Origin of the sequence: Paracoccus xiamenensis (genome assembly GCF_011308835.1) — a bacterium.
In the GTDB taxonomy this organism is placed as follows: domain Bacteria; phylum Pseudomonadota; class Alphaproteobacteria; order Rhodobacterales; family Rhodobacteraceae; genus Paracoccus; species Paracoccus xiamenensis.
The window spans coordinates 710,845-728,538 of record NZ_JAAOHY010000001.1; the positions used below are offsets into that span (position 1 = coordinate 710,845).

Below are 17,694 nucleotides of genomic sequence, written 5' to 3' on the forward strand. Positions count from 1 at the left end.
CGCATCGCCCCGGCGGCGCGGTTGGGGTTACTCGGCGCGCGCCTGGCGTTTGCGCTCGTGCGGATCCAGATAGCGCTTGCGCAGGCGGATGCTTTTCGGCGTCACTTCGACCAGTTCGTCATCGTCGATATAGGCGATGGCCTCTTCCAGCGACATCCGCACCGGCGGGGTCAGGCGGACCGCTTCGTCGGTGCCCGAGGCACGGACGTTGGTCAGCTTCTTGCCCTTCAACGGGTTCACTTCCAGGTCGTTGTCGCGGCTGTGTTCGCCGATGATCATCCCGGTATAGACCTGTTCCTGCGCGCCGATGAACAGCTTGCCGCGTTCTTCCAGGTTCCACAGGGCATAGGCCACCGAAACGCCGTTTTCCATGCTGATCAGAACGCCCTGACGGCGGCCCTGAATAGCGCCCTTATAAGGGGCCCAGCCGTGGAAAATGCGGTTCAGCACGCCGTTGCCGCGCGTGTCGGTCATGAATTCGCCATGATAGCCGATCAGCCCGCGAGAGGGGACATGGGCGACGATCCGGGTCTTGCCGTGGCCTGCGGGGCGCATGTCGACCAGATCGCCCTTGCGGTCGCCGGTCAGCTTTTCGATCACCGCGCCGGTAAAGTCGTCATCAACGTCGATGATGACTTCCTCGATCGGTTCCATCCGCTGGCCATCTTCCTCGCGGAAGATCACGCGCGGGCGCGAGATCGACAGCTCGAACCCTTCGCGGCGCATGTTTTCGATCAGAACGCCCATCTGCAATTCGCCGCGACCCGAGACGATGAAGGCCTCGCCGCCGGGGGTGTCTTCGACGCGGATGGCAACGTTGGATTCGGCCTCTTTCATCAGGCGCTCGCGGATGACGCGGGACTGGACCTTCTTGCCGTCCTGGCCGGCCAGGGGCGAATCGTTGATGCCGAAGGTGACGCTGATGGTCGGCGGGTCGATGGGCTGGGCGGGGATGGCCGCCTCGACCTCCATCGCGCAGATCGTGTCGGCCACGGTGCCCTTGGCCATGCCGGCGAGGCTGACGATGTCACCTGCGACGGCTTCGTCGATGGGCTGCTGGGTGAGGCCGCGGAACGCCAGCACCTTCGAGATGCGGAATTGTTCCACCCGCTCGTTCTGGCGGTTCAGCACCTTCACGGTATCCCCGGCCTTGGCGCGGCCGGATTCGACGCGGCCGGTCAGGATACGGCCCAGGAAGGGATCCGCGCCCAGTGTGGTGGCCAGCATGGTGAAGGGCTGATCGGTCTTGGCGATCTGCTTTGGCGGCTCGACATGTTTCAGGACCAGGTCGAACAGCGCCGACATGTCCTTGCGTTCGTCGTCCAGTTCGTTGACCGCCCAGCCGCCGATGCCCGAGGCATAAAGGTGCGGGAAATCAAGCTGTTCGTCATTTGCGCCGAGGTTGGCGAACAGGTCGAACACCTCGTTCAAGGCATGCTCGGGTTCGGCCGCTGGCTTGTCGACTTTGTTCAGCACCACGATGGGTTTCAGACCCAGTGCCAGCGCCTTGGAGGTCACGAATTTCGTCTGCGGCATCGGGCCTTCGGCAGCATCGACCAGCAGGCAGACGCCATCGACCATCGACAGGATGCGTTCGACCTCGCCGCCGAAATCGGCGTGGCCGGGGGTGTCGACGATATTGATGCGCGTGCCCTTCCATTCGACCGAGGTCGCCTTGGCGAGGATGGTGATGCCGCGTTCGCGTTCGATATCGTTGCTGTCCATGGCGCGCTCGGCGACGGCCTGGTTTTCACGGAAGGAGCCGGATTGCTTCAGCAACTGGTCGACCAGCGTCGTCTTGCCGTGGTCAACGTGGGCGATGATGGCGATATTGCGGATGTCCATGGGGCGCGGCCTGTAAGGAAAAGTTGCGCCCCCCTACCGCAGAGGCCGGATAAAGGCCAGAGGAATGTCCGGTTGCAGACCCGGCGCTGCGAGCGTCGCAGCGGAAGGCGCATGAAAAACGGCGCGAGAGCAGATGCCCTCGCGCCGTTTAGCAAATGCGGGTCTGCTTAGCGCAAGCCCAGCATCGACAGGATGAACAGAACCACGACGACAAGGCCGACGATATAGATGATCGAGTTCATTTGGCATTCCTTTCTGACTGGTCAGCAAGGGAACGTCCTGCCATTCCAAGGGGTTCCCGATTTATCAAACGATATAACGGTCTTTCCGGTGATTGATGGCGATGGTCAGGTTGGCAACCAGTGCGCCAAGGAACGACCACGCGACGGCCACCGGGTCGCGAAGGAACAGCGCCACCGCAAAGATACAGGCGTCAAAGATCAGTTGCACCCAACCGGCGCGAAATCCCGTTGCGTCCTGAATATACAGTCCGACGATGCCGATGCCGCCCAAGCTGGCGCCGTGGCGGAACAGCGCGATCAGGGCCGATCCGGTGAACGTGCCGATCATCACTGCGCCCAGCAAGGGGTTCAGGTCGGCAAAGCTGATATAGTGCGGAAGGATCGCTGCCAGCGCCGAGGTCAGCGTGACGGCAAACAGGCTTTTGGCGACGAAGGTCGGGCCAAAGCGCTTCCAGCCGATCCAGTAGAAGGGGATGTTCACCACGAAGAAGACAGGTGCCCAGTCCCAGCCGGTGGCATAGGAAATCAGCAGCGCCAGCCCCGCCGTCTGGCCGGTAACGAAGCCCAGATGCGTCAGTATGACAATGCTCAGCGCTGCCATGAAGCTGCCATAGGCGATGCCTTGCCCGTCATCGAGCGGGGTGTGGCGGTTCTGGGGTGGCGCGGCGGGAGGGGAGATTTCAGGCATGACTGTTCACTATGCGTCTGCGTCACGAACGGCAATGTCGGGCAGCATCGGAAACCATCTTATGAAGACCAGCCAACCGAACAGTGCCCCGATGGGGATGCCGATCAGTGTTGGTGGCATCCACCCGATCTCGGTCGAGAAAAGAATATGCGCTGCCAGCCCGGCGGACGCACCCTGAACGGCGGGGCGTGGGGTTGCCGAAGGTCCACGAAGACGCAGGAAGGCTCCGCCGATCCACCAGCCAAGTGCCGAGGGGATCAACAGGACCGGCCCGAATGCGAGCGTCATCTGGATGCCGAAAAGAAGCGCGGGTGTCAGGTTCGGGGTCGCGCCGTCGTGACGAGTGATAATCTCGAAGGTGACGGCGGCGAATATCGCCGTCGCCGCCACCGAGAGGAAATGGAACAGCAGGAAACGCCAGACGAGGGCCAGGTGCGGCCTTAATCGAGCGATTTCAGCACCTCGGCCAGCTTGCCGACCAGCTCGTCGATCTGCGCTTCTGACACGATCAGCGGCGGGGACAGCGCGATGATGTCGCCGGTGACGCGGATCAGGATGCCGGCGTCGTAAGCCTCCAGGAAGGCGTCGAAGCCGCGCTTGCCGGGTTGGCCGTCGATGGGGGCGAGCTCCACCGCGCCGACAAGGCCCAGATTGCGGATGTCGGTGACATGCGGCAGGCCCTTCAGCGAATGCAGCGCCTCTTCCCATTTCGGGGCCAGCGTGGCTGCGCGTTCAAACAGGCCTTCTTCGGCATAGGTGTCCAGCGTCGCCAGACCGGCGGCCGAGGCGACCGGGTTGCCGGAATAGGTATAGCCGTGGAACAGCTCGATCGCGTGTTCGGGGCCGTTCATGAAGGCGTCGTGAATCTCGCCGGTGACGATGACGCCGCCCATGGGGATGACGCCATTGGTCAGGCCCTTGGCGCAGGTGATCATGTCGGGCAGGACGTTGAAATATTGGGACGCGAAGGGCGCGCCAAGGCGGCCGAAGCCAGTGATGACCTCGTCAAAGATCAGCAGGATGCCGTGTTTCTTGGTGATCGCGCGCAGCTTTTCCAGATAGCCCTTGGGCGGCATCAGCACGCCGGTCGAGCCTGCCATCGGTTCCACAATCACGGCGGCGATGTTTTCGGCCCCGTGCAGCGTCACCAGCCCTTCCAGATTGTCGGCCAGATTCGCGCCGTTTTCGGGCAATCCCTTTGAGAAGGCGTTTTCCGGGAGGTGGGTGTGGGGCAGGTGGTCGACGCCCCCAAGCGCCGTGCCGAAAAAGCGGCGGTTATTGACGATGCCGCCGACCGAGATACCGCCAAAGCCCACGCCGTGATATCCACGCTCGCGCCCGATGAAGCGGGTGCGGGTGCCCTCGCCCCGGACGCGGTGATAGGCGAGCGCGATTTTCAGCGCGGTATCCACCGATTCCGAGCCGGAATTGGTGAAAAAGACATGCTCCATATTGTCGGGGGCCAGTGCCACGACGCGGTTGGCCAGCTCAAACGCGGCAGGGTGCCCCATCTGGAAGGCGGGCGCATAGTCCAGCGTCGCTACCTGCGTCGCGATCGCCTCGGAAATCTTCGGGCGGGCATGGCCCGCGTTGCAGCACCACAGACCAGAGGTTCCATCCAGCACCTGCCGCCCGTCGGCGGTGGTATAGTGCATGTCCTTCGCGGCCACGAACAGGCGCGGGTTCGATTTGAACTGGCGGTTCGCCGTAAAGGGCATCCAGAAGGCAGAAAGGTCGTTCGGGGCGGGCTTGCGGTCCAGGGCCATGCGCTGTGTTCCTTGCTGTGTCGGCATGGACGCTAGCACGCGGCAGGCTTTGGTCAAGCGTTGCGACGATGCGCGGCGCGGCTGGATTTCGCCGCCGCGCGTAACGAAGACTTGATTTTGCACCGCAGCACGCGCATATGCTGCGCCTGCAAATTCCTCGGAGAGCCAGATGGCAGACCCGGTTGATGACAGCATGATCGCGGATCATGCCCATTCCCCCAACAAAGTGAATGCCGCACTCGTCCTTGCCTGCCTTGGCGTGGTTTACGGCGATATCGGCACCTCGCCCCTGTATGCACTGCGCGAGTCGCTGGTGCATGCGCATGAGGAAGGACTGCCCGAGACATCCGTGATCGGGATCGTGTCGCTGCTGTTCTGGACGGTGGTTCTGATCGTGACGGTGAAATACGTCATCCTGATCCTGCGCGCCGATAACAACGGCGAAGGCGGCACGCTTTCGCTGGTCGCTAAGGCGCAGGGTGCGCTGAAGGGCGGGGCCAATTCGCGCAAGCGGTTGTTGCTGATGTTGTTAGGCATTGTCGGCGTGTCGCTGTTCTTCGGCGATTCGATGATTACGCCTGCGATTTCCGTCCTCTCGGCGGTCGAGGGCCTGACCCTGATCCAGCCGGGGTTTGAACGCTATGTCGTGCCGATCACGCTGGCCATCGTCTTCGTGCTGTTCTGGGTGCAGCGCGGCGGGACGGATCGCATCGCGCGGCTGTTCGGGCCGATCATGCTGATCTGGTTTTCGACCATGGCGATCCTGGGCATCAGTCACATCGCCGATGATGCGCGCATCCTGCAGGCACTGAACCCGCTGCGCGCGGTGGGATTTGTGCAGAGTTACGGCTTTGCTGCGATGCCGGTGCTGGGATCGGTCTTCCTGGCCGTCACCGGGGCCGAGGCGCTGTATGCCGATATGGGGCATTTCGGCCGCTCGGCGATCCGCATCGCCTGGACCGTGCTGGTCTTTCCGGCGCTGGCGCTGTCCTATCTGGGGCAGGGGGCGATGGTGCTGGCCCATCCCGAAACGGTATCAAACCCGTTCTTTCTGATGGCGCCCGACTGGTTCCGCCTGCCGCTGGTGCTGCTGGCCACTGTCGCCACCGTCATCGCGTCGCAGGCGGTGATTTCGGGCGCGTATTCGGTCGCCGCGCAGGCGGTGCGGCTGGGGCTTCTGCCGCGTCTGGAAATCCAGCACACCTCGGATACTCAGGTGGGCCAGATCTATCTGCCGCGCGTCAATATCGTGCTGCTGATCGGGGTTGTGGCACTGGTGCTGACTTTCGGATCCTCGGCCCGGCTGGCAAGCGCTTACGGGATCGCGGTCACGGGCGACATGGTGATCACCTCGATCCTTGCGGTGATCGTCTTCCGCTGGGCCTGGAACTGGAGCTGGCCCGTCGTTGCCGCGATCATGGTCCCGGTTCTGACGGTCGAGCTGATCTTCTTTACCGCAAACCTGATGAAATTCGCCGATGGCGGCTATATCCCCATCGCCTTCGCGGCGGTCGCGGTGGTCCTGATGCTGGTCTGGACCGACGGCATGCGGCGCTTGCAGGCCAAGATCCATGCCGACAGCGTCGATACCGACATGCTGACCGGAAAACTGGCCGCCAAGCCGCCTGTACAGGTGCCGGGCACTGCGGTTTTCCTGACCGCCGATCCCTCGGTCGCGCCGCCGGCGCTGATCCACAACCTCAAGCACAACCGTGTCCTGCACGAGCGCAATTTCATCGTGAAGGTCGAAAGCGCCAATACCCCTCGCGTGGAGGAGGAAGACCGCGTCCGCATCGAGGAAGTCGCGCCCGGTTTCTGGAAGGTCTGGTTGCGCTTTGGCTATATGGAACAACCCAACGTGCCGCGTGGGTTGGCTGGGGCCAAGCGCTTCGGGCATAAATTCGACATCATGCTGACATCGTATTTCCTGAACCGGCGCACGCTGCGGGTCGGCAAGGGCAACCTGATGCCGCGCTGGCAGGGGCGGGTTTTCGCGGGGCTGTACCGCTCGGCGGCAGAGCCTACGAACTTCTATCGCCTGCCCTCGAACCGCGTGGTGGAGCTGGGCCAGCAGATGAATGTTTGATCTCACGCCGTTGTCATGGGCGGGTTAAGGGGTGCCGACGGGATAGGGCTTTGCCATGCGCCTGTCATCGCGTTAGAACGGCCAGAACGAATGGATGAGAGGGACGCATGTCCGACGATATCGAAATCGACACCGACGATCTGGAGCGCCGCATGAATGGCGCAATGGAAGCGCTGCGCCATGAATTCGGCAGCCTGCGGACCGGCCGCGCCTCGGCCAGCATGGTCGAACCGATCATGGTCGACGCCTACGGCTCGCCCACGCCGATCAACCAGATCGGCACCGTGAACGTGCCCGAGCCGCGCATGGTCACGATCAACGTCTGGGACAAGGCGCTTGTCGGCAAGGCGGAAAAGGCGATCCGCGAATCGGGCCTTGGGATCAACCCGCAGCTGAACGGCACCATCATCATGCTGCCCATCCCCGAACTGAACGAGGAACGCCGCCGCGAACTGACCAAGGTCGCCGCCCAATACGCGGAAAGCGCGCGCGTCGCCATCCGCAACGTCCGCCGCGATGGGATGGATCAGGTGAAGAAGGCCAAGGCTCAGGGCATGTCGGAAGACGACCAGAAATTCTGGGAAGAAGAAGTTCAGTCCCTGACCAATCGCCTGATCGGCAAGGTCGACGAAGCGCTTGAGGCCAAGCAGGCCGAGATCATGCAGGTCTGAGATGGCAGTCACTGCCGCCGAGCCGTCGCAGGGGCCCGCCACGCCGCGCCATGTCGCCATCATCATGGACGGCAACGGCCGTTGGGCCAAGAACCGTGGTTGGCCCCGGCTGGTGGGACACCGCCGCGGGGCTGAACGGGTCAAGCAGATCGTGCGCGCAGCGCCCGACCTCGGTATCGGCTGGCTGACCGTCTACGCCTTCTCGACCGAGAACTGGAAGCGTTCGACCGAGGAAGTCCTCGGGCTGATGAAGATCTTCCGCCGCTATATCCTGCGCGAGGCCGATGGGCTGTCGGCGGAAGGCGTGCGCATGCGCTTCATCGGCGGGCGCGAAAGGCTGGACCCCAAGCTTCAGGCCCTGATGGCCGGGATCGAGGCGCGGACGGCGGGCAATACCCGCCTGAACCTGACGGTCGCCATCAATTACGGCGGCCGGGACGAGATCCTGCGCGCCTCGACCAGGCTGGCGGAAAAGATCGCCGCCGGGCAAATCGAGAACCCGACCGAAGCCGATTTCAACGATTGTCTCGACACGGTCGGCCTTCCCGACCCGGATCTGGTGATCCGCACCTCGGGCGAGACGCGGACCTCGAATTTCCTGCCCTGGCAATCGGCCTATGCCGAATATGAATTCACGCCCACGCTCTGGCCGGATTTCTCGCCCGAGCATCTGGCAGAGATCCTTGACCGTTTTGGATTGCGCGACCGGCGCTTTGGCGGCGCATGACCGGTGGTTCCCAGAAGCCCGGCCCATCCGCCGCCGGCGGCAACTGGGCCGATTTGCGAACGCGTTTGGTCTCTGGGGTGATCCTGGCGCTTCTGGGGCTGGGCCTGCTGCTGTCTTCCGGGTTGGTACTGCGTGCTGGGCTGTCGGTTCTGGTCGGGCTGATGATGTGGGAACTGGCGCGGCTGACCGGCCCGCTGGACCAGCCCGAACGCAATGCCCGCCATGCGCTGCTGACCGGGATCTCTGCCGGCGTCGCTGCGGCGGTTGTGGCGATGCTGGGAATGCCTGCGGGCGCATCTGATATGACCGGGCAACTTTTGCCTTATCTGCTTTTGCTGCTTGTTCCGCTGGCCATCGGCTGGCTTGGTGCGGCTACGCGTAACCGCTGGCCGTTTCTGCTGTTTGCGTTGGCGATATTTGGCGCCTCGCTGGGGATCCTGCTGACGCGCGAGGGCTTTGGGGTCGGCGCGGTGCTGTGGGTGGCGGGGATCGTCGTCGTTTCCGACATCATGGGCTATTTCGCAGGTCGTTCCTTTGGCGGCCCGAAATTCTGGCCCGCAATCAGCCCGAAGAAAACCTGGAGCGGCACGATTGCCGGCTGGGTCGGGGCCGTCGCCTTCACCGTGCTCATTCTGCTGCTGACCGGGCAAAGCAACTGGCAACTGGCCCTTATGGCCCCGGTGGTCGCCTTTGCCGGGCAGATGGGCGACATCGCCGAAAGCTGGCTGAAGCGGCGGGTGGGCGTCAAGGACAGCTCGGACCTGATCCCGGGCCATGGCGGGGTCATGGACCGTTTCGACGCCATGACCGGCGCCTTCCTGTTGATGCCGCTGGCCCTTCTGGTGGTGATCTGCATCTTCCTGACCAGCCCCCCGGCTGCCGGAGGCTGAATAATGCGCAGCGTGACGGTTCTGGGGGCCACCGGTTCAATCGGGGAAAGCGCGTTTGATCTGCTGATGCGGTCGGGCGGGGCTGATTGCTGGCGGGTCATGGCGCTGACCGGGGGCGCTAATATCGCCCGACTGGCCGAGATGGCCCGCGCCCTGCGCGCCGAGATCGCGGTCACCGCCTATCCCGAATTGCTTGAGGACCTGCAGAGCGCGCTTGCCGGGTCTGGCATCGCCGCCGCCGCCGGACCGGCCGCCATTGTCGAGGCAGCCGATATGCCTGCCGACTGGACGCTGTCGGCAATTGTCGGCGCGGCGGGGTTGCCGCCGGGGCTGCGGGTGCTGGAACGCGGCGGCACGCTGGCATTGGCGAACAAGGAATCGCTGGTCACTGCCGGCCGTTTGGTCATGGGCACCGCCGCCCGAACAGGCGCGCGCATCCTGCCGGTCGATTCCGAACATTCCGCTATTTTTCAAGCGCTTGGATTGGATAACCTCGATCACGTCGAGGACGTGACCATCACCGCCTCGGGGGGGGCATTTCGCGATTGGCCGCTGGAGCAACTGGCGACGGCGACGGTCGCGCAGGCTTCGACTCATCCGAATTGGGCGATGGGGCAGCGGATCACCATCGACAGCGCCTCGATGTTCAACAAGGCGCTGGAAATAATTGAAACACGGGAATTTTTCGGCGTTGAGCCTGAGCGGATCAAGGTGTTGGTCCACCCGGAATCGATCATTCACGCCTTTGTCAGCCATCGCGACGGCGGCTCTATCGCGCATATGGGCGCGCCCGACATGCGCCACGCCATCGGCTATGCGCTGCATTGGCCGGAACGTGCCGAATTGCCGGTGGCCAAGCTGGACCTCGCCGCGCTTGGCAGCCTGACCTTTCGCGCGCCCGACGAGATCCGCTGGCCGGCCTTGCGCCTCGCGCGTGAGGTGATGCAGGCGGGCGGCGCGGCCGGTGCGGTGCTGAACGCCGCCAAGGAACAGGCGCTGGATGATTTCATCGCCGGGCGGATGCGCTTTCCCGACATGGCGGCCGCGGTCGAGGCGACGCTGGACGCGCTTTCGGCACGCGACGCATTCACCACCGCGCCGACGGATCTGGCGACGGTGCTCGACTGGGACCAGCAGGCCCGGCAATTCGCCGCCGGATGGGCGGCCCGGAACGGAGCGCGATAATGGATTTTCTGGCGGGTCTTGGTGGTGGCGTCTGGACGCTGGTTGCATTCATCATCGCGCTGTCGGTCATCGTGACGGTGCATGAATACGGCCATTACATCGTCGGCCGCTGGTCCGGGATCCGGGCCGAGGTCTTCTCGTTGGGTTTTGGGCCAAAGCTGTTCGGCCGCCGCGACCGGCGCGGTACTTATTGGCAGGTGGCGGCGGTGCCGCTGGGGGGCTATGTGCTGTTCCACGGCGACGCCAATGCCGCCAGCGCCGGGCCGGGGCGCGAGGTTGACCCGGCATCCCGCCGCCAGACGCTGGAAGGCGCGCCGTTATGGGCGCGGGTGGCCACGGTCGCCGCAGGGCCGCTGTTCAACTTTGTCCTGTCGACGCTGATCTTCGCAGGCTTCCTGCTGCTGCGCGGCGTCCCGGTCGAGACCCCGACCGTGGGCGAACTGGCCTCGGTCCCGCCGGGGGTCGAGATGGCGATTCAGCCCGGCGACGAAATCCTGGCCATTGGTGACCACGCCGTCAGCAGTTGGCCCGATCTGTTCACCGCGTCCGAGACGGTTCCAGCCGCCCCCGGCCATGATTGGACCGTGCGCCGCGACGGGGTCGAGACGGTCGTGCGCGGCCCCGATCCGATGCCCGCCCGTATCGGCGGCGTGGCACCGGGCGGTGCCGCGGCTGCCGCCGGGCTGCAACCCGGCGATGTGGTGCTGCGCGTCAATGACCAGCCCATTGCCCGCTTTGACGAGTTGCGCACCCATGTCGAGGCGGCGGCGGGTAAGCCCCTGACCCTGCAGATCTGGCGCGACGGTGCCACGCAAGACATTACCCTGTCGCCCAAGGAGCAGGATCTTCCCCGCCCCGAGGGCGGGTTCGAAAAGCGCTGGCTGATCGGGATCACAGCCGACAATTATTTCGACCCGGCGACGCAGGCTGTGGGGCCGATCTCGGCGCTTTGGCAGGGGCTGGTGCAGGTCTGGACCATCATCGTTTCCAGCCTGACCGGGCTGTGGGCGATGATTACCGGCCAGATCGGCGCCTGCAATCTGGGCGGCGCGATCTCGATCGCGGAAAGCACCGGGCAGGCTGCGAATGCGGGGGCGGGCAATTTCATCTGGTGGATCGCGATCCTTTCCGTCGCCATCGGGTTCCTGAACCTGTTGCCGATTCCGGTCCTGGATGGCGGGCATCTGGCCTTCTATGCGTGGGAGGCGGTGACGGGCCGTCCGCCCTCGGCGCGGGCGCGCGAACTGCTTAGCGGGATCGGGCTGGCGCTGGTGGTGGGGCTGATGATTTTCGGTCTCAGCAACGATCTGCGTTGTTGAAAAGGTAAATCGGGTTTTGACACTGCCCCCCCTAAGCTTGTAGATTTGCCGGCAAAATAGGGCGCGTTCAGGCGCCACGCCGATATCGAAGGGGCAGGCAGAATGAAACTGAAACGCAGCACATGCGCGGTGGCGCTGATTGCAGGTTTGGCCGGCACTGTTCCGGCGACCGTTCCCGCGCCTGCATGGGCCTATGTGTTCACGCAGGTCCGCATCGAAGGCAACCAGCGGATCGAGCCCGAAACCATCCTGTCCTTCGCGAACATCACGCGCGGAACCGATGTTTCCGCGGGCGAGGTCAACGACGCACTGCAACGGATCCAGAATTCCGGCTTGTTCGAAACCGTCGAGGTGATCCCGCAGGGCAATACGCTGGTGATCCGCGTCCGCGAATGGCCGACGATCAACCAGGTCAGCTTTGAAGGCAACCGCCGCATCAAGGACGAACAGCTGGACGAGATCGCCCAGTCCGAACCGCGCCGTGTCTATTCGCCGCGCCAGGCCGAACGCGACGCCTCGAACATGGCGCAGGCCTATTCCTCGCAAGGCCGTCTGGCGGCGCGGGTGACGCCCAAGATCATCCCGCGCGACGGCAATCGCGTCGATCTGGTCTTTGAAATCCGCGAAGGCGACGTGACCGAGGTTGAACGCATCGGCTTCACCGGCAACCGCGCCTTTTCGGACCGGCGGCTGCGCAACGTGCTGGAAACCAAGCAGGCGGGCCTGCTGCGGACCTTCATCCAGTCGGATACCTATGACCCGCAACGGCTGGCGTTGGATGAACGCCTGCTGACCGAATTCTACCGCTCGCAGGGCTTTGCCGACTTCCAGGTGCAGGGCGTGGCGCCGGAACTGGCGCGTGAACGGGACGCCTATTTCGTCACCTATGCGATCCAGGAAGGCCCGCGCTATCGCTTTGGCCAGATCAATACCATTTCGGAAATCCCCGGTGTCGACGCCGCGCCTTTCCATGCGCAGAACACCGTTCGGACCGGCAGCTACTATACGCCCGAAACCATCGACGTGACCATCCGGCGGATGGAAACCATCGCGCTGCAGCAGGGCCTCGACTTCGTCAATATCGAGCCGCGCGTGACCCGCAATATGCGCCGTCAGACGCTGGACCTGACCTTTGCGCTGACCCGCGGGCAGCGCGTCTTCGTCGAGCGCATCGACATCGAGGGCAATACCACCACCCTGGACGAGGTGATCCGCCGCCAGTTCGGCACCGTCGAAGGTGACCCCTTCAACCCGCGCGAGATCCGCAACTCGGCCGAACGTATCCGCGCACTCGGCTATTTCGCCGATGCTCAGGTTGAGACCCGCGAAGGCTCGACCCCCCAGCAGGTCATCGTCGATGTGAACGTCGAAGAGCAGCCGACCGGCTCGCTGGAATTTGGTGCGAGCTATGGCGCCAATTCGGGCGTGGGCATCAATATTGGCCTGTCGGAACGGAACTTCCTTGGCCGGGGCCAGGAATTGGCCGCCTCGATCTCGACCACCGAGGGGTCGCGCGCAGGTTCGATTACCTTCGCGGAGCCCTTCTTCCTGACCCGCGACCTGCGGTTCAGCTTCTCGACCTGGTATCGCGAGACCGAGCGGGACAATTCGAAATACAACACCCGTTCGGTCGGCATCTCTACCGGGCTGGAATTCCCAGTCTCGCGATCGGCGCGGCTGGACGTGCATTACAAGCTGTCGAAGGACACGCTGTTCGACGTTGACCCCATTCAATATGACGCCGAGCGGCAGGAATGGGCGGGCTCGTCGCCGATCCTGGTCGAGGAAGAAGGCGGGTTGTGGACTTCGGCCCTTGGCTATTCCTACAGCTATGACAGCCGTCGCGTCGGTCTGAACCCGCGTACCGCGACAAAACTGCGCTTCACCCAGGACTTCGCCGGGTTTGGTGGCGATGTGAAATCGGTCACCTCGGTGTTGACGGCAGGGGTCGAATCGACCGCCTGGCGGCCGAACGTCACCCTGCGTGGCGAATTCGAGGCCGGCGCCGTCCATATGCTGGACGACCAGGACAGCCGCGTGATCGACCGCTTCAACGGCCAGAAGGTGCGCGGTTTCGAAGTCAACGGCATTGGCCCGCGCGACAACGAAGCGCCGAACGAAGACGCGCTTGGCGGTAACTATTACTGGGTGGCGCGCGGCGAGGTGCAGTTCCCGCTGGGCCTGCCCGAGGAATACGGGCTGACCGGCGGCCTCTTTGCCGATGTCGGCTCGATCTGGGGGCTGAACAACACCTCTGGCGCCAACGGGGTCGAGGTCGATGACGACATGCATGTCCGCGCTGCGGTCGGTGTGTCGCTGTTCTGGACCACGCCGATCGGTCCGCTGCGGATGAACCTGTCCAAGGCAGTCCAGAAAGAGGACTATGACGAAACGCAGTCCTTCGATTTGACGCTGTCGACGAGGTTCTGATGCGCCGGGGCTTCCGGCTGAACCATCTTGCGCCGGCCCTGTTCTGGGCCGGCCTTTCTGGTTTCGCGCTGGCGCAGACGCCGCCGCCGTCGACGCCCCTGTCCGATACAGATACCAGCCCCGAAATACCCGCCGCCGATCCCGGTCCGACGCGGGGGGAAGGCGTCCCGCCGGTCAGTATCGACATGCCCGCAGGCCTACCGGTCGCCGTTCTGGTTCTGGACGTTGACCAGGCCTATGAGACCTCGGCCTGGGGTCGCCGTGCCAAGGCCGATATCGAGGCCGCGGCCCGCGAGATCGAGGCGGAGAACAAGCGGCTGGAGGCCCTGCTGACGTCAGAGGAGCAGGCGCTGACAGCCGAACGCGCGACGCTGGCCCCCGACGCCTTCCGTCGCAAGGCCGAGGAATTCGACGCCCGCGCCCAGACCGTCCGGCGCGAACGTGCAGAGGTGGCGCGCGATCTGGGCAGCCGCGCCGATGCGGATCGCAATGCTTTCCTGAATGCCTCGCTGCCTGTGGTGACAACGCTGATGCAGGAACATCACGCGGCAGTCGTTCTGGACCGGCGGCAGACCTTGCTGGCCATTACGTCCGTCGACATCACCGCGCAGCTGGTCGAGCGTATGGATCAGGAGGTGGGCGCCGGGGAAGGGTTGCCCGAGCCCGGCGGTTCGGTGCCCGAGGACGCCGCCGCGCAGGCCGTGCCGCCGGCTCAGACCGCACCTGCCGACGATCAGGCCCCGGCCACCCCGCAGACCGACGCCCCGGCGACAGACGCGCCGGTGCCTGATGCGCCCGCGCAATAGCGCTTAGCTGAACCTCGCGATCCGTTCGGTCAGCAGGTCGAAAAAGCCCTCGCGGTCGATGTCGCGGATGAACAGCGCATTGGGTTCGCGCCCGGTCACGCCCCACCAGTCGGCCACCGTCATGCCGGTCGTGTAACGGCCCTCGGTCTCGATCTCGACATTGATGCGGCGGCCTGAAAACAGTTCGGGCCGGATCAGCCAGGCGATGGTGCATGGGTCGTGCAGCGGTGCGCCTTCGGATCCGTATTTCTCGCGGTCGTAGCGTTCGAAGAAATCGGTCCAGCTGGCCACCGCCTCGCCCGCGCGGGTGCCAAGCGCGCGCAAACCCGCCAGCCATCCGGCAGAGGTCAGCGCCTTGTGGGTCACGTCCAGCGGCATCATCACCACATCCACGCCAGACCCGAGGACCTGGGCGGCGGCCTCTGGGTCGACATAGATGTTGAACTCGGCGGCCGGGGTAACATTGCCGACTTCGAAATAGGCGCCGCCCATCAGCACGACCTGTTGAACACGGGGGATGATGTCGGGCGCACGGGCAAAGGCTGCGGCGATATTGGTCAGCGGACCGATCGGGACCAGCGTGACGGTGCCCGCCGGCTCGCGGCGCAGCGTATCGATGATGAAATCGACGCCGTTGCCGGGGGTGACGGGTACGGTGGGGTCGCCCAGGTCGATGCCGTCCAGGCCGGTCTGGCCATGGACATATTCCGCCGTCACCAGCTTGCGGTTCAGCGGCCGGTCGCAGCCGGCGTGGATGGGGACCGTGCGCCCCGACAGGCCGACAATCAGCTGGGCGTTGCGGGTGGTCAGCGTCAGCGGCACGTTGCCGGCGACGGTGGTGATGCCCAACACCTCCAGCTCGGGCGAGGCGAGTGCCAGCAGGATGGCGACGGCGTCGTCCTGTCCGGGGTCGGTGTCGATGATGATCTTGCGCGTCATGTCTGCTCCGAAAGGGTTCGGCACAGATCAACGTAAAATGCCCGGCCGCGCAAGGCGACCGGGCAACCGAGAGCCTGCAAGAGGGGACAAGGCAGGCGACACCGCGCGAACATGAGGACCGCCCGAAGGCGGGTTAAGTTGCCGCGAAATGCTGGGCTGTTGTCGCGCGGACACAGGGCGGGGTCAATTGGCGGGGCGGTAAACACTGTGCGATGCAATGTGATGGAACTGAACCGCTCGGCCATGATTGACGCCGCCGGGGTCTGGCGATACTGCCGCCTCATGGCGCGCGCACCGATTTTACAACTGACCGACATCTCGCTGACCTTTGGCGGCGACCCTGTTTTCGACGACCTCAGCCTGACCGTCCAGCCGGGTGACCGGGTGGCGCTTGTCGGGCGCAACGGCTCTGGCAAGTCGACGCTGATGAAGGTCATGGCCGGTCTGGTGGAACCCGACCGGGGCGAGGTGGTCAGCCCCGCCGGGATCAGCGTCGGCTATATGGAGCAGGACCCGGACCTGTCGGGCTTTGCCACGCTTGGCGATTTCGCCGCTGCCGGATTGCCGCCGGGCGAGACCTACCGGGTCGAGATGGCCGCCGAAGGGCTGAAATTCGACGCCGCCCGGCCGGTGGCAACGGCCTCGGGCGGGGAACGCCGCCGGGCCGCACTGGCGCGTCTGCTGGCCGAGGCGCCGGATCTGATGCTGCTGGACGAACCGACCAACCATCTGGACATCGAGGCGATCGCCTGGCTGGAAGATCAGCTGTCCCAGACCCGCGCCGCCTTCGTCCTGATCAGCCACGACCGCGCGTTCCTGCGCAACCTCACCCGCGCCACCCTGTGGATCGACCGGGGCGAGGTGCGCCGGCAGGAACGCGGCTTCGAGGCCTTTGAGGATTGGCGCGAAACCACCTGGGCGGCCGAGGACGAGGCGCGCCACAAGCTGGACCGCAAGATCAAGGCCGAAGCCCGTTGGGCGGTCGAAGGCATCAGCGCCCGGCGCAAGCGCAATATGGGCCGGGTCCGCGCCTTGCAGGCGCTGCGCGCCGAACGCGCCGGCCAGATCCGCCGGCAGGGTGCGGCGGCGATGGAACTGGACGCGGGCCCGCAATCGGGCAAGCGGGTGATCGAGGCGCAGGGGATCGGCAAATCCTTTGGCGAGCGGGTGATCCTGAAGCCTTTCGATCTGCGCGTGCTGCGCGGCGACCGGGTGGCCTTCGTCGGCCCGAACGGTGTTGGCAAGACCACGCTTATCAAGATGCTGACCGGCGAAATCCCCCCAGACACCGGCAGCGTCACCCACGGGACCAATCTGGACATCGCAATATTCGATCAGGCGCGCAGCGCCATCAATCCGGCGGTAAGCCTATGGGACGCAATGACGCAGGACCCTTCGATGGCGGTATCTGGGCGGTCCGATCAGGTGATGGTGCGCGGCCAGCCTCGGCATGTCGTGGGTTACCTGAAGGATTTCCTGTTCGACGACGCCCAGATGCGGGCGCCGGTCGGCAGCCTGTCGGGCGGCGAAAAGGCACGGCTGCTGCTGGCCCGGATCATGGCGCGGCCCTCGAACCTGCTGGTGCTGGACGAACCGACCAACGATCTGGACGTTGAAACGCTGGACCTGTTGCAGGACATTCTGGGTGAGTACGAGGGCACGGTGCTGCTGGTCAGCCACGACCGCGATTTCATCGACCGCGTCGCCACCTCGACCGTGGCGATGGAAGGCGACGGCCGCGCGGTGATCTATCCCGGCGGGTGGAGCGATTACCGCGCCCAACGGGCCGAAACCGCCGCCCCGGTCACGGCGAAACCCGCCAGCGTCACCGAAAAGCCGGCAACGGAAAAACCGAAAGCCGCGAAGGCGGGGCTAAGTTTCACCGAAAAGCACCGGCTGGAGGCACTGCCCGCCATCATCGCCCGGCTGGAGGCCGAGATCGCCAAGCTGTCGGAATTCCTGTCCGATGCGGCCATCTATACCGATGCGCCCGCCAAGGCGCAGAAGGCGACTGAGGCGCTTGCCGAACGGCAGAGCGCGCTTGACGCTGCCGAGGAAGAGTGGCTTCTGCTTGCCGAGAAGGCCGACTGAGCGGTCCGT

14 protein-coding genes are annotated in these 17,694 nt (G+C 64.7%); 9 read left to right on the forward strand and 5 right to left on the reverse strand.

Annotation, left to right across the window (positions count from 1 at the left end; translation table 11 throughout):
- Positions 1 to 27 precede the first annotated feature (27 nt).
- The 4 genes from typA to G7044_RS03565 form a co-directional block, all read right to left on the reverse strand.
- Positions 28 to 1,845, reverse strand: coding sequence for a translational GTPase TypA (typA, locus tag G7044_RS03550; protein ID WP_166326006.1), 1,818 nt, complete (start codon positions 1,843 to 1,845; stop codon positions 28 to 30).
- Between the two features lie 306 nt (positions 1,846 to 2,151).
- A complete protein-coding gene (locus G7044_RS03555; RefSeq protein WP_166326009.1) occupies positions 2,152 to 2,775 on the reverse strand; it encodes a YitT family protein in 624 nt (207 codons plus the stop codon).
- A gap of 9 nt (positions 2,776 to 2,784) precedes the next feature.
- On the reverse strand, positions 2,785 to 3,063 hold the full coding sequence (locus G7044_RS03560) for a hypothetical protein (protein ID WP_166326012.1): 279 nt from the start codon (positions 3,061 to 3,063) through the stop codon (positions 2,785 to 2,787).
- A gap of 152 nt (positions 3,064 to 3,215) precedes the next feature.
- The gene (locus tag G7044_RS03565; protein ID WP_166326015.1) at positions 3,216 to 4,541 is read right to left on the reverse strand and encodes an aspartate aminotransferase family protein; all 1,326 of its coding nucleotides are present in this window, start codon (positions 4,539 to 4,541) and stop codon (positions 3,216 to 3,218) included.
- A 169-nt stretch (positions 4,542 to 4,710) separates the two neighbouring features.
- On the opposite strand from G7044_RS03565, the gene G7044_RS03570 reads away from it, so the two are divergent.
- From G7044_RS03570 to G7044_RS03605, 8 genes are all read left to right on the forward strand, one after another.
- Positions 4,711 to 6,627 carry a potassium transporter Kup gene (locus G7044_RS03570; protein WP_166326018.1) on the forward strand — a complete coding sequence of 639 codons (1,917 nt, stop codon included), beginning with the start codon at positions 4,711 to 4,713 and terminating at the stop codon, positions 6,625 to 6,627.
- 107 nt (positions 6,628 to 6,734) lie between these two features.
- Complete coding sequence (frr, locus tag G7044_RS03575) at positions 6,735 to 7,298, forward strand: ribosome recycling factor (protein WP_166326021.1); 564 nt, start codon at positions 6,735 to 6,737, stop codon at positions 7,296 to 7,298.
- A gap of 1 nt (position 7,299) precedes the next feature.
- The gene (gene uppS, locus G7044_RS03580; protein WP_166326024.1) at positions 7,300 to 8,025 is read left to right on the forward strand and encodes a polyprenyl diphosphate synthase; all 726 of its coding nucleotides are present in this window, start codon (positions 7,300 to 7,302) and stop codon (positions 8,023 to 8,025) included.
- Positions 8,022 to 8,915 (forward strand): phosphatidate cytidylyltransferase, encoded by an 894-nt coding sequence (locus tag G7044_RS03585; RefSeq protein WP_166326027.1) that lies wholly within the window; start codon positions 8,022 to 8,024, stop codon positions 8,913 to 8,915. Before uppS ends, G7044_RS03585 begins: the two co-directional genes overlap by 4 nt.
- Before the next feature lie 3 nt (positions 8,916 to 8,918).
- Positions 8,919 to 10,100: a 1-deoxy-D-xylulose-5-phosphate reductoisomerase gene (gene dxr / locus G7044_RS03590; protein ID WP_166326030.1), complete on the forward strand. Its 1,182-nt coding sequence runs from the start codon at positions 8,919 to 8,921 to the stop codon at positions 10,098 to 10,100.
- On the forward strand, positions 10,100 to 11,419 hold the full coding sequence (gene rseP, locus G7044_RS03595) for an RIP metalloprotease RseP (RefSeq protein WP_166326033.1): 1,320 nt from the start codon (positions 10,100 to 10,102) through the stop codon (positions 11,417 to 11,419). Before dxr ends, rseP begins: the two co-directional genes overlap by 1 nt.
- A 102-nt stretch (positions 11,420 to 11,521) precedes the next feature.
- Positions 11,522 to 13,849: an outer membrane protein assembly factor BamA gene (gene bamA, locus G7044_RS03600; protein WP_166326036.1), complete on the forward strand. Its 2,328-nt coding sequence runs from the start codon at positions 11,522 to 11,524 to the stop codon at positions 13,847 to 13,849.
- Entirely contained in the window at positions 13,849 to 14,655 is an 807-nt protein-coding gene (locus G7044_RS03605) for an OmpH family outer membrane protein (RefSeq protein ID WP_166326039.1), read from the forward strand. The genes bamA and G7044_RS03605 overlap by 1 nt, the downstream gene beginning before the upstream one ends.
- Positions 14,656 to 14,658: 3 nt before the next feature.
- Here G7044_RS03605 and G7044_RS03610 read toward each other — a convergent pair whose 3' ends face one another.
- A complete protein-coding gene (locus G7044_RS03610; RefSeq protein WP_166326042.1) occupies positions 14,659 to 15,594 on the reverse strand; it encodes a nucleoside hydrolase in 936 nt (311 codons plus the stop codon).
- A gap of 282 nt (positions 15,595 to 15,876) precedes the next feature.
- Here G7044_RS03610 and G7044_RS03615 point away from each other — a divergent pair, with 282 nt between their 5' ends.
- Complete coding sequence (locus G7044_RS03615) at positions 15,877 to 17,685, forward strand: ABC-F family ATP-binding cassette domain-containing protein (RefSeq protein WP_166327323.1); 1,809 nt, start codon at positions 15,877 to 15,879, stop codon at positions 17,683 to 17,685.
- Positions 17,686 to 17,694: the final 9 nt, after the last annotated feature.